Origin of the sequence: Lactiplantibacillus sp. DA1, assembly GCF_032681335.1 — a bacterium.
Lineage (GTDB): Bacteria > Bacillota > Bacilli > Lactobacillales > Lactobacillaceae > Lactiplantibacillus.
The window spans coordinates 1-23,249 of sequence record NZ_JAWHTQ010000011.1; the positions used below are offsets into that span (position 1 = coordinate 1).

The window sequence follows — 23,249 nt, forward strand, 5'->3', positions numbered from 1 at the left end:
TTCTAAAAAGCTCATTTAAAGTTGTACTAAAATTTATTTGCTAGCGAATTGACTTCGCAAATGTTTTTGCTCTTGATCCAAAACCAAGAGACCCTACACATTTGATTCGTCGAAACTTTGTTCAGTTTTCAAAGGTCTAAATCGTTCGTTGATTACCTCAACGCAACTATTAAAGTTTATCATCATCAGAACAAGCTGTCAACATCTTTTTATAAATTATTTTGAATAACTATTCAATGTAAATGCTCACATCAATTTGAATATTCATAATAATGAGTAATGTTGCATATCGCTCTTAACGACAAGAAATATAATACCAAGAATAACGACCCGGGTCAACCCTTTTTATGAATTAATTTCAGAAAAGTTTTAAACACCGATTAATGTCGCAATAGACTACATTTTACGGGGTTTTCACCAAGATAGCAAGTAAAACTTTAACAAAACACTTTCTTAATTTTCAATCACTATTTTTCACAACTCGCCCTACCAGCCTCAATGAATATTTTTACTTCCATTAATCAGCCTTTGGATGTGCCACCAGCAAAAGCTACTCGCTGAACATCGCACTCCTGGCCTCATCCCTCAGCGACTTCCCTACAACCGCTGTTTATCAGCATCATTAATCTAGTATTCAGCAACAGCTTTGACTCAACCAATAATTGGTCCTACCATAATTAGCTTACAATATCTCTCAAATATATGGAGCCACCCGACCTACTAGTTAAACGCATGACCTTTCCACTTAGCCTGCACTATATATTTAATACCGGATTTGCCGCATTACAATCACAAAAAAAGGATAACGCCGTTAGCGTTATCCTTAATACCAAACTACTTCACTTAATCTGAACTGCTACTTGAGCTACTACTGCTGTCACTTGAGCTAGACAGTTCTGGTGCATCCGTCTTATACAGACTCTCCGTTGATTTGCCCTTATGCTTCGAGAGAACACTCGTCTTCTTCTCAGCTTGGATCTCTTTCAATGATTTGAGGGTCTTAGTCAGCTTATAACTATAGTCCGACTTATTGACCTTCTTAAAGCCCTTAGGCGTGTAGAACCGTAGTAAGTCACCCTGGATGACCCGATCAGAGAGTGAGAGTTCCGTCGTCACATGATTTTGCATCTGTTTGACAGTATCCTTCTGTTTCGTCGTCATATCCGTTAGCTTCTTACCGGTCTTCGAATCATAGACTGTCCCACTGATCTTCGTATATGTCGGTGAGACAAAATCCCCGTTCCGGAAAGCCACTGTCTGGTTATGCTGTTTCGACAGTAAGTCTGTTCCGAACTGGATGTAGCCCTTGTTCTTGATCCCTAACAGGTCAAAAATCGTTGGCAACGCATCAATTTCACCACCATACGTGTGGTTAATACCACCTTTGATTCCTTCAGAATGAATCATAAATGGTACTTTCTGGAATTGAGCCAAGTCGAAACTCGTTACCGACTTTTTACCCAATAACTGTGCAATGGCAGCTTTATGGTTGTTTGAAATCCCATAATGATCCCCATAAAGCACAATCATACTATTCTTATATAAGCCGGCCTTCTTCAAGTAACTAATGAATTCGGCAAATGCTTGATCAAGATAATGGGCCGTCTGAACGTAGCCATCAACGGTTGAATCCCCGGTCGTCGTCTTGTCAATCGTCTGGTTCTTCTTATCCAATTCGTATGGATAGTGGTTCGTCAACGTAATCAGTTTTGCGTAGAATGGTTGTGGTAATTGCTCCAAATACTTAACAGAGTCTTTGAAGAAGATTTTATCCTTCAAGCCATAACCAATATTGTAGTCTGACTTCTCTTTATAGTAAGAAGAATAGAAGAAGTAGTTATACCCCCACGACTTATAAGCGTTGTCCCGATTCCAGAAGCTGGCCACATCACCGTGAAAAGCTGCTGTCGTATAGCCTTTTTGTGACAGAATTGCTGGCGCTGCCTGGAATGTATTGGACGTCCCATACTGTGTCATCGCTGACCCAGTTGGTAACCCAAACAATGAGTTTTCCATCATCATTTCAGCATCAGAGGTCTTTCCCTGTGCCACTTGATGGTAGAAATTATCAAAACTCAAAGTACTCTTATCATGATAAAACTTGTTCAGGTTTGGTGTGACTTCCTTACCATCAACCTTATAATCAATTAAAAATTGCTGGAAACTTTCCAAGTGAATAACAAAAACGTTCTTCCCCTTGGCTTTACCAAAATACTTGACGTTCTCGCCAGCCTGATTTTTCTTCAGGTAAGCAAGGACACTCTTCATATCACTGCTACTTGCTTGGGCGCGCGTGGCACTTTCCTTTTCAGTCTGATAAAAACTATACCCTGCATATGTGTTCAGCCCTAAGTACTTAACAATGTAGTTGTTATCAAACGTCCGCGTCAACAAATCTGAACGGTCGTGCTCGGACATCCCGAGATCAACAGCGAATAATGCGACCCCAATCATGGTCAGCGTTGCCGCATACCGAATCTTAAAGGGCCGTGGATCGATTCGAATCACCTTGAAGGCTAATAACAGAATCAATAGCACAACATCCGCATAAACTAAAAAGTCAGTTCCGTGAATAATCTGCCCTAAACTCTTGCCGAGATTATTGCTAGCAGCACCAGAACTCTTAATTACCCCTGCCGACATAAAATCAGAAAATTCCCGGTAATACAAAATATTGGCAAATAACCACGTCGTCTGTAAAGCGTCGATGATCATCATAATCCAATACTTTAATCGGCCCCGGAAATATAAGGCAATACCGAGCAACACAATTGCTGTCGGAAATGGATTCAAGAATAAGATAAATTCCTGAACGGGTCCCTTAACCCCTAAAGTAAATTCACTCTTATAAGCGATATATGTCTTTAGCCAAAATAAGACCACGGTTAGGAGGTAAAAGCCCAACGTCGTGTTGACCTTCCCAACCGTGTTTTTTATAAATTTAGGCATGGTAATTTCTTCCTCCGTTATTGCTATTAACAAATCCATATTATAACGGTTGCGCCCTACTTAGCAATATCTTGAAGATTTCTTCAAAAATTCTTCAACATTACAACGCGTCATAATATGGATCTATCGAAAACCTATCTGGATTTTGGGGGAATACTAGTTATCCGTTAGTAAATCATATAATTCAATGGCAACTAGGTCGATGTTATCGAACTCAAACGTTTGGTCCGGGTTAAATTCTTGCAACGTATATGTCGAAGTGGCGGGATCGTACGCTACTTGGCCACGTTGAACGCCTTCCTTTTCAAACCGTCGTGATTGCACTTCGGTCGCTTCAGTTGTCCGCATGGCTTCTAATCGTTTGAGAATTGCTGATAGTTCAGATTTATCCATTATACTAATCTCGCTCCTTCAAGTTTTGTTTATATTCTAGCAAAAAATAGGACTAATAACACGTTTTTTCATAGAAAACCTATTTTTAACACAAAATTTCACACTTATAATTATACCCTAACTTCCTGCTAAGACGATGAGAAGTTGTGCTAAAATTAGAACAACTTATAAATTAAAAGGAGTTCGGATATATGACATTATTTAGAGACGATCTCAATGAAACAATCAGTCACATTCAAGTTTCCACCATCCGTCAATTTGATGAAGAAGTTAGTGCGATTCCTGACATGGTTAAATTAACACTCGGCGAACCTGACTTCAACACCCCTGAACACGTCAAGGCCGCTGCTAAAAAAGCCATCGATGATAATTATTCTCACTACACCGGCATGGCTGGTCTGTTGGAACTACGCCAAGCTGCAGCACACTTCCAAGAGACAAAGTACGGCATCCATTATGATGCTGAAGACCAAGTCTTAGTGACCGTGGGAGCAACTGAAGCCATTGCAACTGCATTGACGACAATCTGTAATCCTGGCGACGCCATTATCATTCCGTCCCCAATCTTTCCAGCGTACATTCCCATCATTCAAGAAGCGCACGCCAAGCCGCTCTTCATGGACACCGGCGTTAATGACTTTGTCATCACGCCTAAGATGGTCGATGACTTCATCGCTGCCCATCCTGATGAAAACTTCAAAGGCATCGTGTTGAACTACCCCAACAATCCAACCGGGGTCACTTACGTTGAAGATGAAATCAAAGCACTTGCCGCCTGTTTCCACCGCCACAACTTATGGGTTGTTTCCGACGAAATCTACAGTGAATTAACTTATGGCAGTGACCACGTTTCAATTGCCAAGTTCATTCCTGACGAAGTGATCTTAATCAATGGTTTGTCCAAGTCGCATGCGATGACCGGCTGGCGGATTGGGTTCCTATTCGCTTCCAAGGAAATGACCGCACAACTGAAGAAGGTCCACCAGTATTACGTCACCGCTGCAACCACGATTGCTCAAAAAGCTGGGGTTGAAGCCCTTACCAACGGAATTGATGATGCACAACCAATGCGGCAAGAATATCAAACACGTCGTGACTTCGTCTACCAAACGATGTCGAAGCTTGGTTTCAAAATTGCCCGTCCAACCGGAGCCTTTTACATTTTTGCTAAGATTCCAGCTGGTTTCCAGCAAGACTCGATGGCCTTCTGTAAAGACCTTGCGCGTAAAAATCAACTCGCTATTATTCCTGGTACAGGTTTTGGTGTCGAGGGCGAAGGCTACGTTCGGTTAAGCTACGCCGCCAGCATGGAAAAGCTACACCAGGCCATGGACCGATTAACTGCTTATATGCAAAACCCAAGTAACCGTGTCAACTAACAGCAACCTTGTTTTAATAAACTAGTATCGTGATAGTCAATACTTTGAATCATTGCGGGAAAGCTGGTCAGTGACCAATCCATTTCCCGTAACCCCCAAAAGGGACGCCAATTACTGTTTACCAGCAATTGGCGTCCCTTTTTGTTTCCATTATTCTAATCTGCAACAAACTACTTCGCAAACGCATACGCACCAGTTGGCGTCGTCACAGTGCTTTTTGCCGGTGTTGTTGCCCATTGTAGTGGTCCTAACATCGTCAATGCTTCCGGCGTCCGATAAACCACTTCTTGTGTTGTTCCCGATAGCGGGTCGGTCAACCGAACTTTGAGAACCGCCGTATTCGCGGCCACATAGTTCGGTTCAGTTCGATGTAGTGGCCATAAAGCAATCTTCGTCTGCGTTAACGGATGCTTACTGTTAGCCCACATCGTCGTATTGCTCTTTGTCACCAGGGGAACCTTCGTTGTTGTTCCCGGAATCTGATAATTAATTTTCTTCGAAACGACTGGCTGATACCGCTCCGTCGTTTTGAGCATCAGTCGCAAGTTGTTATTAGCCGTAAACTGCCAAGCACCACCAAGCGTTGTGGCAATCATTCGCCGACCATTTTGTTGATAGGTCGCCACCAAGCAAGCCCCTGCCTGATTTGTATATCCCGTCTTCAATCCATCCACTGGTACTCGGGGATCATAGGATTTTTCTCCCTTTAGGATTTCTACTGAAGTCGGGACAGTATACTTATGAATTTTAACCGAACGCTGGTTAGCAACATCGATAACTTCTGGATAGTCATTGATCAAATGTTGTGCAATGGTCGTGACTGCTCGAGCTGACACTAGGTTCTGCCCCTGCTCACTGGTTCCCTTAAGCTTGAGATTGTAATTGGTTAAGTCCGTATTATCAAGCCCCGATGCACTAATAAAGCTGGCATCTAGGTGCCATTTGATTGCTTGTTGATTCATTAGCTTAATGAACTTAGCATTACTACCAGCAACGTACTCACCCAACGCAATTGCCCCACTATTTGAGGAGCCAACCAAAGTGGCCGCGAATAATTCCTTGACTGTAAAGCTTTCCTTAGCAGGCATTGGCATCACTGACAACGTTGCACTAGTCGCCATCTTACGAATATTTTTCTGGATGGGTACCGTATCCGTCCACTTAATTTGACCATGTTCAATGGCTCGTTCAACTAAATAGAGTGTCATCAATTTGCTTAAGGATGCAATTGGCAACTGCTGATCAGCGTTTTGCGCGTAGACCACCTGACCAGTCTTGGCATCCATCACGTAAGCTGCTTTGACTTCATCGGCCTTACTACTGGCTGCTTGGACCGTTTGACCGTTGCTTAACCAGCCACCGACAGCTGTCATCAACACTAATCCCCAGACTAACCGCTGTTTAATTAACTTTAACATAGTACCTTCCTCTAATTAAATAACCGCGAAAAATGAGCCGAACAATGACGTCGACTCATTCAAATTACTGTTCTTGTGAATCCGACTGATCAGGCGCAACAATCGGAATTTCTTCAGCTTTCTCGGGCCGCATCGCCATTGCAATCATCCCTAAAAATAGACCCAAATAGTACGTCAAGATCCGCCAAATTAGCATTGCCAGAATTAACTTACTATGACTAGGAATAAACTTTGCAAACAAGGCAGTAAAACCAAACTCAGCGCCACCAGCCCCACCAGGAATTGGGAACAGTGATGTGACCAAGAAAATCAAAACATTCAGGCTCGTCACCATGATCAAATTAACGTCATCAATCCCCATCGCCCGCATAATAAAATACGGAATCAAGTAGTAAACCAACAACTGCAAAAACGTCACGATACAAACTTCGACCAGCATCCGCCAGTCCTTGGTCATTCGAACACTTTCTTCGTAAAACGAGTCGATTTTTTCACTAATATTGCTTTCAAGTTTGGCAAACCGTTCGGCCTTCATGAACCAACCCACGGGTGCCAATACCACCTTCACCGCTCGCTTCGTAAAGTTATACCAGTACATCACTAATAGTAGCCCAACAATCACTGCAAAGTGAATGAGAAACCCTAACAACACATATAACGATAAGTAGCTTAACTTCTCAGCCAAGTAATGAAACCCAATTAACATTGCAAATAAGAAGTTTAACACCACCATCGCCTGAAAGACAACGAACTTCATCAGTGCTACCGAACTCGCACGCCCCGCATCGATTCCTGACTGGGCCATCACAAAAATCTGAGCTGGTTGACCACCTGAAGAAAACGGCGTAATACCGTTGAATAACTGCTCCGCTAAGGGGACACGTAAAGCATTTTTAAACGTATAGTTTCGATAACGATGTCTGACAAACTTTTGTACGACCACCGCTTCTAGGCCAAAGTACAGTCCAACACAACCTAATGCCACTAACAACCACCACCAATTCAAGGTGAGGATGTCATCCATCAGATTACTTAACTTAACGTTGCGCAACGAGTACCAAGAAATGCCGACACCTAGCGCAACCATCACGAGTAATGACCAGATGTTTTTTCTTGTCATTGACTACCCCTCTTTTGCCTGTTGCAAATAAAAATCATGCCAAATCTTAGCCAGCCGTTCCTCAGAATAATCCTGAGCAGCTAACACCGCCTTATCATGTAAAAATTGCAACCCGGCTGGATTATGTCGTAAGCGGTCGATCTGCTGTTGCATGTCATCAACATCACTGGCCGCCTGGTAGTAACCATCAATGATGGCCCGGTACAAATCTAAATCCCGTAGCAAGACTGGGGTGCCACAACTAAAGGCTTCTAAGACCGACATTGGAAAGAGTTCATTATAAGAAGGCAGCAAGAATAAGTCTGCCATGTTATAATAATCCACTAATTTTTCACGCGGCACAATTCCTGGAAAAGACAGATTAGCTGGCGGATTATCCACCACGCGCTTCAATTCTTGATAGCCATCCGTAATCCGGCCAAATGAAAATCCGCCGGCCCACACGAACTGAATATCTGGATTCTGCTTCGCTAGCGTGATAAAGTCAGGGACACCTTTCCGATCCTGAATCTGACCGGTCCCAATAATCATAAATTTGTTTTGATCATAACCGTACTGTTGGCGTAAGCGCAACTGTTTGGCCTTGGTCATTTCATAAAATTCACGTTTACTAACAAAATTAGGAATATAGGTCACATCCGCCCGTTTGATATGATAAGCTTCTAGTTTCGGAATAAAGGTCGGGTTCACGACGACAATATGATCCATTCGCTTATAAAACGAGATCAAATAGCGATTAAAAATCATCTGAAACGGTCGCGGTAGCTCCAAACTCCCTTCAAGTGTCTCTGGTAAAAAATGTACATAGCCAATCTTGCGACCACGATTGGGCATAAACGTGGATAAATAAAACATCGGATTAACCGTATGGTAATGTGAAATTGCCGCATGACCATACCGATTAACCTTAATATTAAATTCATCTTGCCAATGGGTTCGTAACAACCGCATTAATTCTAAATAGGCGCTGCCGACCCCCTGACCCTTGACCGAGTCAGCTTTTGAAAACATAGTAATGTCTAACATAATTCGTCCCCTCACAACGTGGCCCATACCGAATAAGCATCCCTGAACTATCAGTGATACTCGTTCGTTTCCCGACACACGTTAATTGCTAATATTGGCCGACTTATCCGATGATTCAGAATACGCCAACTGCACGTCTTGATAGTAATTGATGACTTGCTTGCCAAAATACTCCGCTGAAATTTGATAAAGTTTCTTTTGACGAGGCTTGGGATCATTAAAAGTATTAGGATGCTGTAAATAGCGAACCACGTCCTTGACCAGACTGGCCTCACTAGTAAATGTCGTTCCCAATGATGGATCATCTAATAACTGATCCGTATACGGGCTAGATGCAACCACCGTTTTAAGTCCCGCAGCCAGCGCTTCAATGTACGTCAGCCCCTGCGATTCCGAATTGGAAGCCGAAACAAATAGGTCCGCCATCTGATAATAGTTATAAACTTCATCATTATCAATTTCACCAGTAAATTTGACGTGGGCTGTTAGTCCAGCATCTTGAACTTGATTTTCCAGCGTTTCACGTGCTGGGCCATCTCCAACAATTAGTAATTGAGTAGTCGGCACTTGCGCTAAGATTGCTGGCAATGCCGCAATGACTTCATGAATGTTTTTTTCATACGCCAACCGACTTAATGACAATAAAACTGGTGTCTCTGGCTGATAACCAAGCTTTTGTCGATAATCAACCGTCGATTGCTGCTCATATTGATTAATGTCAATTCCAGTGGGAATAATCCGAATTGGCGCCTTGACCCCGTAGCCAGTAAGTGTCTTAGCTACTCGCTCACTAGGTGCCACAATTCCATTGAGATGATAACAATAAGCTCGGGTGGCTTCCTTAACGTGATAAGGTTTTAACAGTTTGCCGTTTGCAATATAATGTAAATAATCTTCATACATCGTGTGATAAGTATGAATACACGGTACTTTTAATTGTTTAGCAACAAACTTACCAATCATCCCCATTGAGAATTCTGTCTGAGTATGAACAATATCCAGTCCGAGATCCTTAGCAACTTGGTAAGCCTTAAACAGTCCGCGGACAGCGATTCGCCGATCCGTGAACGAAACAAACGGAATACTCGTAAACCGAAAAATATTTCGTTCATAGATATTCTTATCAACATGGGGATCCGTGGTCGTAAAGATATAGACTTGATGACCAGCCCGTTCGAGTTGATTGCGCAACACCTTAATTGACGTTGCAACCCCACTCACTTGTGGATAGTATGTGTCTGTAAATATCCCGATATTCACGTAGATTCTCCCCTTATCTCCATCAATCAACAATGTCGTTAACTGATGTTGCTTAACCGCTTTTAGACCATTAATACACGGTCGTGACGAAATACGACTTAATGCCTATATTATAAACATTATATTGGTTAAATATCCGAGTTGCAAATAATCTTAATATAAATTAAGAGTTCGTGGCAAAGAAATCCCATCTAAGCGCTGACTGAAAATTAGTCACAGATTATGAAAATGTTAAGCCATATTCTGTCTCCACGATGTAAGCACGTTGTAAGTCCCTTAGCACCATCAATGCCAGTTCGTAGCAAGCGGCTACCTCCTCGCTCGTCAAAATGCGTGCTACGACAGTGCTACGACATTTTGCTTTTTAGTACTATTAGCTGACAGCCGGTCACAAGCCTTTTAACCAATGCTAATCCTTCCATCCTCCTAGGCGGATATACCCCAACTGAAATTATGTCAGCTAGAAATGCACACTTCCAAGGTAAGCGCCAAAAACTATCTTTAAGAACGCCAGCCTTATGACGCCACTTACAAATATAATGTCTGGCTGGACTGTTCTAATTTTCACCAACCATTGCAGTCATTATGGATTACCGTACTACCAATGCCAGCGTACAAAAAAAGAGCAAATCCGCAGATTTGCTCTTAGCTTAATCGTTTATTTACCAAAGACGTTCTTTTCAACTAATTCCTTGACTTCTTCGTTAGTGACACACTCGTTAAGTGCCTTATCAGCTAACTTAGCCATTTCCTTAGTGTCAAGTTTCTTCATTAATGAACGTGTCTTAAGCACGGAAGTTGAACTCATTGAGAATTCATCCAAGCCTAAGCCCATCAATAATGGTACCGCAATTTGGTCCCCAGCAACTTCACCACACATCCCCGTGAAGCGACCGTTAGCATGAGCAGCGTCAATGACATGCTTGATCAAGCGTAACAACGATGGGTTGTACGGTTGATACAAGTATGACACTTGTTCGTTACCACGATCGGCAGCAAAGGAGTATTGGATCAAGTCATTAGTCCCAATACTAAAGAAGTCAACTTCCTTAGCAAATTGGTCAGCTAAAATAGCTGCCGCTGGAATTTCGATCATGATACCAAGCTTGATATCATCAGCAACTGGCGTACCAGCTGCAACCAACTTAGCCTTTTCTTCTTCAAAAATGGCCTTAGCTTTACGGAATTCATCAAGCGTGGCAATCATTGGGAACATGATCCGTAATTGACCGTAATGTGACGCCCGTAATAACGCCCGTAACTGGGTCCGGAAAATGTCATCGCGATCAAGGGAAATCCGAATAGCCCGGTAACCTAAGAATGGGTTCATTTCATCAGGTAATGGCAAGTATGGTAATTCCTTGTCACCACCGATATCCATAGTCCGAACGATAACCGGTTTGCCGTTCATCCCTTCGACAACCTTCTTGTAAGCTTCAAATTGGGTATCTTCGTCAGGTAATTCTGAACTATTCATGTACAAGAATTCTGACCGGAACAACCCAATGGCTTCAGAGCCAGCATCCAAAACGCCGTCCATATCGTCCGGTGTCCCGATGTTAGAAGCTAATTCAAAGTGCTTGCCATCCTTAGAAACGGTGGCTTCGTTTTTCAACTTCGCCCATTCGGCCTTTTGCGCAACAAAGTCTTTAGCCTTTTGTTGGTAATCGGCAACTTCAGTATCCGTTGGCGCAACTAAAGCGTCACCATTGATACCATCCAAGACAACCGTGTCGCCTTCTTTGATATCAGTCGTAGCAGATTCAGAACCAACGACCGCTGGAATTTCAAGCGTCCGTGACATGATAGCCGAATGACTAGTCCGACCACCAATGTCAGTAATGAAGCCCTTAACATACTTACGATCAAGTTGAGCCGTATCACTAGGTGTTAAATCGTGGGCAACCACGATTACTTCGGAGTCGATTAAAGCTGGACTTGGTAAGGTTACCCCTAACAAATGGCTTAAGACCCGCTTCGTCACGTCGCGAATATCACCAGCTCGTTCTTGCATATATGCATTGTCCGTCATTGCTTCGAACATTGAAATGAAAGTATCGGTAACTTCCTTCAACGCTTCTTCAGCATTGACTTTATCATCCTTAATCTTACCTTCAATTTGCCCAAGCATTTCTGGGTCAGACAAAATGGTGATATGAGCTTCAAAAACTTCCGCTTCTTCTTCACCCAAGTTTTCAACCGCTTTGTCTTTAATGACCTTTAGTTCAGCCTTGGAAGCATCGAAAGCGTCATGTAACCGTGCAACTTCGGCATCCGTATCAGAAACCGTTGTTTTTTCGAATGATAAATCTGGATCAACTAGCATATAGGCCTTAGCAATTGCAATACCATCACTGGCCGCAATTCCTTTTAGTACCTTTTCAGCCATTATTCAGATAATCCTTCTTTCTTCATCGTATCAGTTAAAGCTGCGATGGCGTCGGCTTCGTCGGCACCTTCAGCAGAAATGGTAACGTCAGCATCTTTACCAACACCGAGTGACATAACGCCCATGATGGACTTTAAGTTAACGGACTTGTCTTGGTATTGCAACGTAATTTCTGAGTTGAACTTACTTGCTGATTGTACCAATAAAGTTGCGGGACGTGCGTGGATACCAGTGTCTGCGATTACGTGAAATTCTTTCTTTTCCATAACTATTCGATCTCCTTCAAGATAAATAAATTTAAAATTGGTTCCGAGTCCATTCGAGTTGCCGCCAACACGTATGCTCAAGAGCCCTTAATAATGATGATAGCAATTATCCAATTAAAATACAAGCCCTTTCATTCAAGCTAGGCCTATTAATTGGTTGTCTTACCATCCTTCTCGAAATGGTAAACGATACGGCCATCTAAGTCCGCCATACCAATGACTCGTTTCCGATACTCATATTTCATATAAGCATCGTGAAAAGTCATAAATTCATCCGGCGTCACGGTAAAACTTTCGCGTTCGCCATGACGTAACGCTTCCATTAATTGGGTATAATCCGTTGCCAAACAATTACCGCCTCCTCAAAGTTAGGTTGACACATTGCTGCATCACAATCAATGCCGTTGGTTAAGGCCCTCCGCCGCTCACTGACAGTTGGTGACTGCCAATGAAAGGCCATTCCTAACAAACATCAAAACTGGTCAGGCTCGATGCATGCAAAAAAACCGCTTTGTACTATAATATAGACAGACAGTTGCACACATAACTTATCCTAGCCAGATAATTAATATACAACGAATCCGGTTACATGACAAGCTATGAGTTGCAACTATCCAGACTCTTCAGAAATATTTGAATCAATTAGTCGTTGCGAATTAATTAGGCCGCACGTCCAGTTTTGACCCTGAGGCTTTTCACTTGCAACAGTCCATAAATTCGCTATACTAATAGTCAAAGGTCAACAAAGGTCAAAGAGCCGATGAACCTTTAACTATGATCCTAATCGATTTAGTTATATTTCTGATGCGAAAGGTGTGTGACAGCATAATGCTTTGTGACAATTGCCATAAGAACGAAGCGACGATTCATTTATATACGAGCGTCAACGGTCAGCGGCGACAAATCAACCTTTGTCAAAATTGCTATCAACTGCTAAAGAATCAGGAACAGCAACCAAATAACGGAGTTGGAGGTGCTGATATGGCACAAGATCCATTCGGTTTTGGTGGTCTTGACGACATTTTCCGTGCAATGCAGGGCGGCGTTGATTCTAACGCGTACCGGCAACAACAGACCCCACCGACCCAGCCAGCTGGTCCTAATGGCGGTAACCGTCGTGGCAATAACAACGGCGGTGGCCTCCTTGGCCAATACGGTTTCAACTTAACTGCGCAAGCTAAACAGGGCAAAATTGATCCAGTGATTGGTCGCGATAACGAAATCAATCGTGTTATCGAGATCTTAAATCGCCGGACCAAGAATAACCCCGTTTTGATTGGTGAAGCTGGGGTTGGTAAAACGGCGGTCGTAGAAGGTTTAGCACAGAAGATCGTTTCTGGTCAAGTTCCACAAAAACTGTTAGATAAAGAAATTATTCGTTTGGACGTGGCTTCGCTTGTTCAAGGGACTGGTATTCGGGGTCAATTTGAACAACGAATGCAGCAATTAATGAAGGAAGTTCAAAGTAATCCGAACATTATCCTCTTCATTGACGAAATCCATGAAATCATGGGGGCCGGCAATGCTGAAGGTGGTATGGATGCTGGTAACGTCTTGAAGCCCGCCCTTGCTCGTGGTGATTTCCAATTAGTTGGAGCCACGACATTAAATGAATACCGGGACATCGAAAAGGATGCCGCCCTCGCCCGCCGGTTCCAACCGGTCACGGTTAACGAACCAAGTGTCGAAGAATCCATCAAGATTCTAGAAGGGATTCAAAAGAAGTATGAAGACTATCATCACGTTAAGTATGATCAAGATGCTATTGTAGCGGCAGTTAAGTTATCAAACCGTTACATTCAAGATCGTTTCTTACCTGACAAGGCCATCGACTTACTCGATGAAGCCGGTTCACGTAAGAATTTGACGTTGAAGACGGTCGATCCAAAGACGATCCAAGAAAAGATCGACGAGGCCGAAAAGCAGAAACAGGACGCCTTGAAGAAGGAAGACTACGAAAAAGCGGCCTACTATCGTGATCAAGTGGCTAAGTTAGAAAAAGCTAAGCCTGATGAAAGTGCCGGCCAGCCTAATAACGACACTGCCACTGTAACAGTCAAGGACATGGAACAAATCGTCGAAGAAAAGACGAGTATTCCTGTTGGTGACTTACAAGCTAAGGAACAGGCCCAAATGAAGACCTTAGCACCCGATCTTAAGAGTACGGTTATCGGCCAAGACCAAGCTGTTGAAGCCGTTGCCCGGGCCATCCGGCGTAATCGGATTGGTCTCAATGGGACGGGACGGCCAATCGGTTCCTTTATGTTTGTCGGCCCAACCGGGGTTGGTAAAACTGAATTAGCTAAGCAACTGGCTAAAGAACTGTTTGGTTCACAAGATGCCATGATTCGGTTTGATATGAGTGAGTACATGGAGCCTCATTCAGTGGCTAAGTTGATTGGTTCACCGCCTGGCTATGTTGGTTACGAAGAGGCCGGTCAGTTAACTGAACAAGTTCGGCGCCATCCTTATAGCTTGGTCTTACTAGACGAAGTTGAAAAGGCTCATCCAGATGTCATGCACATGTTCTTGCAAATCCTCGATGATGGTCGGTTGACCGACTCACAAGGCCGGACAGTCAGCTTCAAGGATACGATTATCATCATGACTTCCAACGCCGGAACTGGCGACAGTGAGGCTAACGTTGGCTTTGGCGCTGCTGCTGAAGGTAAGACTCACGACATCACTAGCCGGTTGACAGATTACTTCAAACCAGAATTCTTAAACCGGTTTGATGACATCATCCAGTTCAACGCGCTATCCAAGAAAAACTTGATGAAGATTGTTGGCTTGATGATTGAAGATGTCAACGGCATGTTAGCTAACCAAGGCTTACATGTTCACGTGACGGAACCCGTTGAGGAAAAGCTGGTTGAACTAGGTTACAACCCACAAATGGGCGCTCGGCCACTTCGGCGCGTTATCCAGGAACAAATCGAAGATCGCATCGCCGACTTCTATTTGGACCATGGCGACGTTAAGAATATGGTCGCAAAAGTTGAAGACGGTAAGATTGTTTTAGCGGCTGAGACTAAGACTGATTAAAATTGTAAAAAGGAGCTAATGATGTAAATCTCATTTACGTCACTAGCTCTTTTTTTATTTCAATTTTCAAAACGGTGTTAGCAACATGACCCACAACTAAACCCCTAGTTTAAAGTCCCATAATTGCCGCTCTAAGTTATCTCGCTCAATACCAATATACCGTTTTGTGACCTGTTCACTAGAATGATTAAAAATCATCATCAAACCAGCAATATCATGCGTCTGTTGGTAATAGTGGTAACCAAAGGTCTTACGCAATGTATGTGTCCCAATATCATCACGTTCAAGATACTCACTAGCAGTCTGGAAGACCCGATAGACACCATTCACAGTCAACGCACCCCCCCGATCACTGCAAAATAATGGTTCACTAGTGGCCCGATAGCGCGTAAAGCGGCCCAATTCAGCCTTGAGATTTTTCAAAAATAGCCACCGCTTCTTACCAGTCTTTTGTTCCATGATCATGACGCGATCTCTGCCACGAACTTGTCCAACTGTTAGTCTTAAAATGTCACTCATTCGTAACCCGGTATTAATACCCACCAAAACAATCATGCGGTTACGCTCCCCATAACGCGCTTGCGATACAGCCCATAAAAAATCATCGATTTCTTGTGCAGTTCGCAACGGTTCAACATTATAATGCATACGTTTTATCACACCTCAATCAATTTTATTAACTCCAAATTACTTAACCCAGCGTAAACTAAACTAAGCAATTGTTAACTTATAACGCTCCTCTCATCAGTAAATATTAAAATAAAAGCGCGGAACAAAGAGTCTTTCCCTTTGTCCCGCGTTAAGGTTATACCTTCACTTAATCATCCGTGAGCGTGTACGTCAGTCTATAGTTGTAAGGCCGATAATTGATCCGCTAATTGCGTTGCCGGCGTTGTATCGAGTGATTGGGTCAACTGAGCATCGACTTCTTTCATTCGCTCCTGACCAGTTTTAGTGAGTGTTAATACCCGCAAACGCCGGTCTTGTTTAATTGGTTGACTTTTCAACCATCCCTGGGTAATCAAAGTCCCAATATTTTGTGCCAATGAGGCCTTAGCCACGTTCAACGCATCCGCAACGTCACCAATCTGAATGCCTGGATGTTGTTCAACGTAGACCAAAATCCGTAATTCATTCAAACTAAGCCCCGTAGCGGACGACCAATTAGATGTGAGTCGTTTTAGGTCGCGTTCAAGGTGCATGATATTCATAATATAATTAATTGATTGTTGCATGTTAATAGCATCCTTCCTGAAAGTTGTCATTTTTCACTAACCACCCAAATAGTCAAACCGTCATTCGCATGATTTTTAAAAAAATAGTGCGAGCTGATTACTATTAAAGCAACCTTTTCAATGTAATTGGTCATTACTTGCTGCTAACCTTATCCTGGATAACTTCAATGAAATCACCGTTTTACTCGCAGTATTTTTTTAAAAATGGTGCGAATCAATTATTAAGATGAATAGTTATATTTGTTAATAAACTTTATTAACATTATTATTGCATAATTACACGCTTTACACAAATAACTTTGACTACCGGTCACAGTTTGTGTGATTAAGAGCTAGCCGCTATCCTTATAGTATCAGTATTTCAATTGCCATTCATTGCGAATTTTTATATATATTAAATTTACATATCAAGTTAACATGAGTTGATTATAATAGTTATCAATCATTAAACTTATAAAAACAGTTGGCTCAAATATTCGATTGCATTAATAAAACAGACATCGAGTATTCGCACTCAATGTCTGTTTTACTAACCACTATTCAGAAAATTCCGTAATTAAGCCGGCCTCAACTGCCCGCTTCGTATAGACTGGAATTTCTTCCTCACTAGCTCGTACAAAGTGTCCCGGAGCAATTTCAACCATTCGACGCTTCTTGCCGTCGTGCTCGGTCGTTTCGTCATAAGGCACCTGCTTACGATTACGTTCAAATTCCGGATCAGGGACCGGCACTGCTGAGATCAAACTCTCGGTGTATTTATGCAACGGATGATTATAGACTTCATCAGCTGGACCAATCTCAAGAATTTTACCGTAATGCATAACTCCAATTCGGTCACTAATGTACTTGACCATGGACAAGTCATGGGCAATAAATAAGTACGTTAAATTCTGCTTAACTTGAAGTTCCTTCATTAAGTTGACAACTTGTGCTTGAATCGAGACATCCAGCGCTGAAATCGGTTCGTCAGCAATAATAAATTTGGGCTCCACAGCTAATGCCCGGGCAATTCCAATCCGTTGTCGCTGCCCACCAGAAAATTCATGCGGATACCGACTAGAATGGTCCTTATTGAGCCCAACAGTTTCAAGCAAGTCTTCTACTTGTTTCGTTCGGTCAGCATCGTCCTTGGCTAAACCATGAATATCGATGCCTTCAGCAACAATATCCTTAACTTTCATCCGCGGGTTCAGTGAGGCATATGGATCTTGGAAAATCATTTGGATTTCTCGCCGGAATTCGTGGCGTTCCTTCTTAGTGTGTAATTTGGAAACGTCCTTGCCGTCAAAAATAATTTCACCATCAGTCGGTTCATATAAGTGGATGATCGAGCGACCCGTCGTGGTCTTCCCAGAACCAGATTCACCAACCAAACCGAATGTCTCACCTTCATAAATGTCAAAGGAGACGTCATCAACGGCCCGGACTTCATCTTTTTTGCCGACATTAAAGTACTGCTTTAAATGGCGAACTTCTAGAATTTTTTTGCGTTCATCAGGCATGTCTACTTACTCCTTTGCTACGGAATCTGAAATTGGTGCTTGCGGTTTTTGCATAGCCGCAAACTTTTGTTGTCGCCGCACGATTTCGGCGGGAGGCGTTACCTTTGGTGCGTCTGGGTGTAATAACCAAGTCGCCGCATAATGGGTATCAGATACCTTAAAGAATGGTGGTTCTTTCTCAGTATCTATCTTCATCGCGTAATCACTCCGCGCGGCAAAAGCGTCGCCGACTGGTGGCTCCAACAAATCTGGTGGGGTCCCTGGAATCGCGGATAATGAGCCACTTTCAGTATCCAAGGTTGGCATCGAGTTGAGTAGCCCCCAAGTATAAGGATGTTGTGGATTGAAGAAGATCTCATCGACCGTCCCGTATTCCACGATCTTACCGGCATACATGACGGCAACCCGATCAGCCATTCCGGCCACAACTCCCAAATCATGGGTGATGAAAATAATCGACGTATCGATTCGATTTTGCAAATCCTTCATCAAATCCAAAATTTGGGCCTGAATCGTGACGTCCAAGGCAGTCGTTGGTTCATCAGCAATCAGGACTTCGGGGTAGCAGACCAACGCAATCGCAATCACAATCCGTTGCCGCATCCCGCCTGAGAATTGGTATGGATAATCATTGATGCGGCCTTCAGGATTAGTAATCCCAACCAGCTTCAGCATTTCTAACGCTTGGGCAATCGCTTCTTTTTTCTTCAAACCCTTATGTTTCATCAAAGGTTCCGCAATCTGCATACCAATCCGCATCGTTGGGTCCAACGAAGTCATTGGATCTTGGAAGATCATGGCGATATCCTTACCACGAATGTGTTGCATGTCTTTTTCGGACTTCTTTATAATATCTTCACCGTGGAACATGATACTCCCACGTTTAATTTCAGCATTGGGTGCTAACAGGCCCATCAGTGAACGGGTCGTCACTGACTTACCTGAGCCTGACTCACCAACAATTGCCAAGGTTTCACCCTTACGCAAATCAAAGCTAACGTCACGGATGGCTTTAACTTCGCCCGCATAAGTATGGAAATTGATTTCCAAGTTGCGGACCTCAATCACATTTTCTGGTTTTTCCATAGTGCTGCCGTCCTCCTAACGTTTTGACTTTGGATCAAACGCATCGCGCATCCCGTCACCTAACAAGTTAAAGGCGAGCATCAAGATGATCAGCACGATGGCTGGGTACCACATCTGATATGGCAAGAATTGGAAGTTCTTCTGCCCATCAGAGATCAATGTCCCCAATGAAGCTTGTGGTGAACTGATCCCAATCCCGATATAACTCAAGAACGCTTCGAAGAAGATCGCACTGGGAATCGTGAACATCGTTTGAATAATAATGACACTTGAAAGGTTTGGTAACAAGTGTTTCCAAGCAATCTTGACGGGTGATTCACCCAGTGTCCGCGCAGCCAAAATAAAATCTTGGTTCTTCAATTGCAAGGTCTGTGCCCGAGTCAGCCGGGCCATCGTGGTCCAACCAGTAATCGCGATCGCCGCAATGATTGAGGCCATCCCAGTCTTTGTAAAGGCTGTGGCCATCAACACCATGATAACCAATTGTGGGATGGACGAGAGGATTTCAATCACGCGTTGCATGAACAAATCGACTCGCCCACCTTTCCAACCGGAGAGTATCCCGAATCCGACCCCAATCGTCAAGTCAATCAACGTAGCAATCAGCGCAATTTCAAGTGAAATCCGGGTCCCATACATGATCCGTGCAAGTAAATCCCGGCCGAGATAATCAGTCCCAAGAAGATAATGCACATCCGACTTGGCACCAGCTGCCGCGTACGCATCGACATCCTTACCAGATTGGGTCAAATGACCATTCAAACCGTGGATACTAACACCCGGAATCTTCGGTGGTAAGTTCGCGTACCGTGGTGATTGTGCGTTAGGATCAACGTGATAGACTGCGCGGCCACCAAACGCCACTAAGAACAAGAATACTAATACGATAAAGCTGACAAAGGCAGTCTTATTTGATTTCAACCGCCGCCAAACATCTTGGCCGAACGTCAATGAAGGCGCTGCGATCCGTTCATTATCAGGACCCGCTTGTTTATCTAACGGCTCGAAGTCGCCGGGCTTAATATCAATGCTGCTTGGATTTTCTGCCATTAACTAGTCCCCATTTCCATTTAAACGAATCCGCGGATCAATAATTCCGTAGACAATATCGGTCAACAATAATAGTAAGCAAAGGAGTGCTGAATAGAAAATCGTCACACCCATGATCGTTGGGTAGTCGTTAACCAGAATTGATTTAACGAATTGTTCCCCAATCCCAGGTACTGAGAAGATATTTTCAACAACCATTGAACCCGTCATCAATGCGGCGGCCAATGGTCCAATCAGCGTAACCATTGGAATCAAACTGTTCCGCAACGCATGGTGATACACGATACCAAACTTCGACAACCCTTTGGCCTTAGCTAGTTCAATATAATCCGAACTTAGCACGTCGACCATGTCGGTTCGGATAAACCGAGCCGTCTCGGCCAACGGACTGGCGGCCAAAGCTAACGTTGGTAAGATCGTGTAAGCGAAGCCTTCCCAACCAGCAACTGGGAACCAGCCGGCCTTCAAGCCAAGGTAGTATTGAAGCAAGATTGCCAACACGAAACTTGGTACCGCAATTCCTAGAATCGATAAAATCGTTGCTAAGCGGTCAGCCCAAGTATCTTTTCTGATGGCCCCAACGGCCCCAAGGATTATCCCAAAGATGATCCCAACAACCATGGCTTGACCACCTAATTGCATGGATGGTCCCATCCGGCTACCAATTAAATAGCTAACGGCTTGATCAGAGAACTGAAAGGATAATCCTAAGCTCCCTTTGAAGATTCCGCCAATATAAATGAAGTATTGCAACCATACGGGCTTATCCAACCCATATTGGGCTAAAATCGATGCCTTTTCGCTAGGGGTCAATTTAGCTTCATTTTGCAGCGGTGTTCCGGGCATTAACTTCATCAAGAAGAACGTGGCAGTCGCCACAATGAATAATGTCAGGAACAAGTAAAATATCCGCTTTAAAAGATACTTTCTCATGAGAATTCCTCGCATTCTATTAAAATCAACTTAAAAAATAATGACATCCCTCATTATAAAACAAAATGGTAAGGATTAACAATGTGTCAATCCTTACCCCTTTGCTTCACATTCATTCAGTTAAAGCACACACACTTTTTTGTGGATTTACATCATTATTTAACGGACATGTACTTGAAGTTGTAGTTAGAGCCCGCAGTGTTGTAGATGATGCCCTTCAAATCTTTCCGTGTCAACGTTGCTGAAGCTTGTTGATAGATTGGGATGACCCCTTGATCATTCATCAATTGCTTTTCGGCAGCGACCATGTCAGCCCAGCGAGCCGTCTTGTTGTTGGCATCGGCCCCTTCAGCCTTCTTCACAGCAGCGTCATATGCGGCACTGTCGTACTTCCCATTGTTGTATGAGTTGTCAGACGTGAAGAGTGACAAGAAGGAAATTGGATCAGTGAAGTCAGCGTTCCAGGCAGAGACCACTGTATCGAAGTTACCATTTTGTGACCGTTGGAGACGGGTCTTAAAAGGCACGTTCTGGTTAGTAACAGTCAGACCAGGCAATTTCTCCCAAGCACCTTGAATAAATTCAGTCGTCTTCTTACCACCATCAGTATCGTCAGAAAGTAGCTTAACATTCAGCTTCGTTTCGCCAATTTCTTTCATTCCTTCTTTCCACAACTTCTTAGCTTTCGTTAAGTCGTAGTCGACTGCAGAAGGAACAGCGGCATCGGTCGTAAAGTCCTTACCAGTCGTTGGGTTCTTAGCTAAGTCTTCAGAAACATATCCTTTAGAAACGGTTGAACCATTACCCAAGGTATTGTTTACATATGACTTCCGGTTGATAGCCAATGACAAGGCTTGACGAATTTTTTGGTTCTTGAAAGCCTTCGCCAATGTTGCATCGCTGTCCTTACGGTTAAATTCAATATAGAAAGTCGAGGCCGTCTTCCGAACTAAGTAGTTCTTATCATTCTTATAATTCTTAACTTGTTCGTTGGAAAGCGTCGTAAAGTCGAGCTTATTGGAATTAAATAAGTTCAAGCCAGTTGAAGCATCCTTAACAACTTGGTACTTGATGCTGTCCATCTTAACAGCTTTCTTATCCCAATAATCATTGTTCTTCTTCAAGGTCCAAGAAAGGTTTGTCCCAGTCCAACCAGTCATCTTGTAAGGGCCGTTATAAACCATAGCCTTACTGCTCGTCCCATACTTAGAACCGTACTTCTTAACCACTTTTTCATTTTGTGGGAAGAAGTTGACAAAGCCCATCAGCTTGTCAAAGTAAGCAATTGGCTTATCCAACGTGACCGTCAACTTGTAATCGCCATCAGCCTTGATTCCTAAACTAGAAACGGGCTTCTTGCCATTGACGATAGCGTCAGCGTTCTTGATCCCTGAATATAAGTATGCGTATTGTGACGCAGTCTTTGGATTAACGGTCCGTTGCCAACCATAAACAAAGTCTTTGGCAGTAACTTTATCCCCGTTACTCCATTTTGCGTTCTTCCGTAAAGTGAACGTATATGTCTTCCCACCATTAGTAACCTTAGTGGATTTTGCAATTCCGGGTGTAACCTTACCGTTCTTACCAAGACGGTATAACCCTTCATTGGTGTTATTCAACGCGTTAGAACTAACCACGTCGGTGGACTTAGAAATGTCCATCGTTGGTAATTCCGCTGATTCGGTCCAATTGGCCGTTTGCTTAGACGAACTTGATGAACTCTTGCTTGAGCCACAAGCAGCTAAGAATAGTACGGATGCGCCGGCAACGACGGTTACTTTTGCAGCTGTTTTGAAATTCATATAACCCAACCCCTAACTTTAAAATAGTCTGTGTGTGCTTTTCCCTCGAAAAGTTAAAGTAATTGTATATTATAAATAAATTAAAATCAATCCTAAACTCTAATTTTTATCATTATTTCGTCATAATTGTCTTAATTATTCTGATTAATCAATATTATTCGCATTATTACTAATCACTCAAAATGCATATTTATCAACGTTTATAGTCCCACAAAAATGTTCAATTATCAAGTGAACACAATCGTCAATTTTTCTTAATAAATAATTCAAATCAATCCAATCTTGACGATAATTAGACTTTTTAGAGTTAGTCAAAACAGCTAAAAGCGCACCGACAAAAAAATAATGCTGATTTTTTATCAGCATTCTCTTATTATTTAAATGACTTTACTAATT

General features: G+C 43.0%; 18 protein-coding genes. 2 read left to right on the top strand and 16 right to left on the bottom strand.

Translation table 11 applies throughout. From position 1 onward, the window contains the following. Positions 1–843 precede the first annotated feature (843 nt). On the bottom strand, positions 844–2,949 hold the full coding sequence (locus tag RXV91_RS14785; RefSeq protein WP_316440477.1) for an LTA synthase family protein: 2,106 nt from the start codon (positions 2,947–2,949) through the stop codon (positions 844–846). A 156-nt stretch (positions 2,950–3,105) separates the two neighbouring features. Next, positions 3,106–3,342: a YkuJ family protein gene (locus RXV91_RS14790; protein ID WP_003643297.1), complete on the bottom strand. Its 237-nt coding sequence runs from the start codon at positions 3,340–3,342 to the stop codon at positions 3,106–3,108. Positions 3,343–3,533: 191 nt separating this feature from the next. Here RXV91_RS14790 and RXV91_RS14795 point away from each other — a divergent pair, with 191 nt between their 5' ends. Beyond that, positions 3,534–4,721: a pyridoxal phosphate-dependent aminotransferase gene (locus RXV91_RS14795; protein WP_316440478.1), complete on the top strand. Its 1,188-nt coding sequence runs from the start codon at positions 3,534–3,536 to the stop codon at positions 4,719–4,721. Positions 4,722–4,891: 170 nt separating this feature from the next. On the opposite strand, the gene RXV91_RS14800 is transcribed toward RXV91_RS14795, so the two are convergent. The 7 genes from RXV91_RS14800 to RXV91_RS14830 all read right to left on the bottom strand — a co-directional run bounded on the left by RXV91_RS14800 (position 4,892) and on the right by RXV91_RS14830 (position 12,547). After that, positions 4,892–6,139, bottom strand: coding sequence for a serine hydrolase (locus RXV91_RS14800; RefSeq protein WP_316440479.1), 1,248 nt, complete (start codon positions 6,137–6,139; stop codon positions 4,892–4,894). Positions 6,140–6,203: 64 nt separating this feature from the next. Next, entirely contained in the window at positions 6,204–7,259 is a 1,056-nt protein-coding gene (locus tag RXV91_RS14805) for a lysylphosphatidylglycerol synthase transmembrane domain-containing protein (RefSeq protein WP_021732338.1), read from the bottom strand. Positions 7,260–7,262: 3 nt separating this feature from the next. Then, complete coding sequence (locus RXV91_RS14810) at positions 7,263–8,285, bottom strand: glycosyltransferase family 4 protein (RefSeq protein ID WP_316440481.1); 1,023 nt, start codon at positions 8,283–8,285, stop codon at positions 7,263–7,265. An 81-nt stretch (positions 8,286–8,366) separates the two neighbouring features. Beyond that, positions 8,367–9,545 (bottom strand): glycosyltransferase family 4 protein, encoded by a 1,179-nt coding sequence (locus RXV91_RS14815; protein WP_316440522.1) that lies wholly within the window; start codon positions 9,543–9,545, stop codon positions 8,367–8,369. Positions 9,546–10,203: 658 nt separating this feature from the next. After that, positions 10,204–11,934, bottom strand: a complete 1,731-nt coding sequence (ptsP, locus tag RXV91_RS14820) for a phosphoenolpyruvate--protein phosphotransferase (protein ID WP_316440482.1) — start codon at positions 11,932–11,934, stop codon at positions 10,204–10,206. Beyond that, positions 11,934–12,200 carry a phosphocarrier protein HPr gene (locus RXV91_RS14825; RefSeq protein ID WP_021732342.1) on the bottom strand — a complete coding sequence of 89 codons (267 nt, stop codon included), beginning with the start codon at positions 12,198–12,200 and terminating at the stop codon, positions 11,934–11,936. The genes ptsP and RXV91_RS14825 overlap by 1 nt, the downstream gene beginning before the upstream one ends. Positions 12,201–12,349: 149 nt before the next feature. Further along, a complete protein-coding gene (locus tag RXV91_RS14830) occupies positions 12,350–12,547 on the bottom strand; it encodes a hypothetical protein (protein ID WP_316440483.1) in 198 nt (65 codons plus the stop codon). A 481-nt stretch (positions 12,548–13,028) separates the two neighbouring features. Between RXV91_RS14830 and RXV91_RS14835 the strand changes: the two genes are divergently transcribed. Then, positions 13,029–15,245 carry an ATP-dependent Clp protease ATP-binding subunit gene (locus RXV91_RS14835; RefSeq protein WP_316440484.1) on the top strand — a complete coding sequence of 739 codons (2,217 nt, stop codon included), beginning with the start codon at positions 13,029–13,031 and terminating at the stop codon, positions 15,243–15,245. 96 nt (positions 15,246–15,341) lie between these two features. Here RXV91_RS14835 and RXV91_RS14840 read toward each other — a convergent pair whose 3' ends face one another. The 7 genes from RXV91_RS14840 to RXV91_RS14870 form a co-directional block, all read right to left on the bottom strand. Next, positions 15,342–15,893, bottom strand: a complete 552-nt coding sequence (locus RXV91_RS14840) for a tyrosine-type recombinase/integrase (protein ID WP_316440523.1) — start codon at positions 15,891–15,893, stop codon at positions 15,342–15,344. A 197-nt stretch (positions 15,894–16,090) separates the two neighbouring features. Continuing rightward, positions 16,091–16,480 (bottom strand): MarR family winged helix-turn-helix transcriptional regulator, encoded by a 390-nt coding sequence (locus RXV91_RS14845; protein ID WP_021732348.1) that lies wholly within the window; start codon positions 16,478–16,480, stop codon positions 16,091–16,093. Positions 16,481–17,016: 536 nt separating this feature from the next. Beyond that, the gene (locus tag RXV91_RS14850) at positions 17,017–17,982 is read right to left on the bottom strand and encodes an ATP-binding cassette domain-containing protein (RefSeq protein WP_316440485.1); all 966 of its coding nucleotides are present in this window, start codon (positions 17,980–17,982) and stop codon (positions 17,017–17,019) included. Between the two features lie 6 nt (positions 17,983–17,988). Further along, positions 17,989–19,068 (bottom strand): ABC transporter ATP-binding protein, encoded by a 1,080-nt coding sequence (locus RXV91_RS14855; protein WP_316440486.1) that lies wholly within the window; start codon positions 19,066–19,068, stop codon positions 17,989–17,991. Between the two features lie 15 nt (positions 19,069–19,083). Continuing rightward, positions 19,084–20,118, bottom strand: a complete 1,035-nt coding sequence (locus tag RXV91_RS14860) for an ABC transporter permease (RefSeq protein WP_021732351.1) — start codon at positions 20,116–20,118, stop codon at positions 19,084–19,086. Between the two features lie 3 nt (positions 20,119–20,121). Continuing rightward, positions 20,122–21,051, bottom strand: a complete 930-nt coding sequence (gene opp3b, locus RXV91_RS14865) for an oligopeptide ABC transporter permease (protein WP_021732352.1) — start codon at positions 21,049–21,051, stop codon at positions 20,122–20,124. Between the two features lie 155 nt (positions 21,052–21,206). Next, entirely contained in the window at positions 21,207–22,853 is a 1,647-nt protein-coding gene (locus RXV91_RS14870; protein ID WP_316440487.1) for a peptide ABC transporter substrate-binding protein, read from the bottom strand. Positions 22,854–23,249 lie beyond the last annotated feature (396 nt).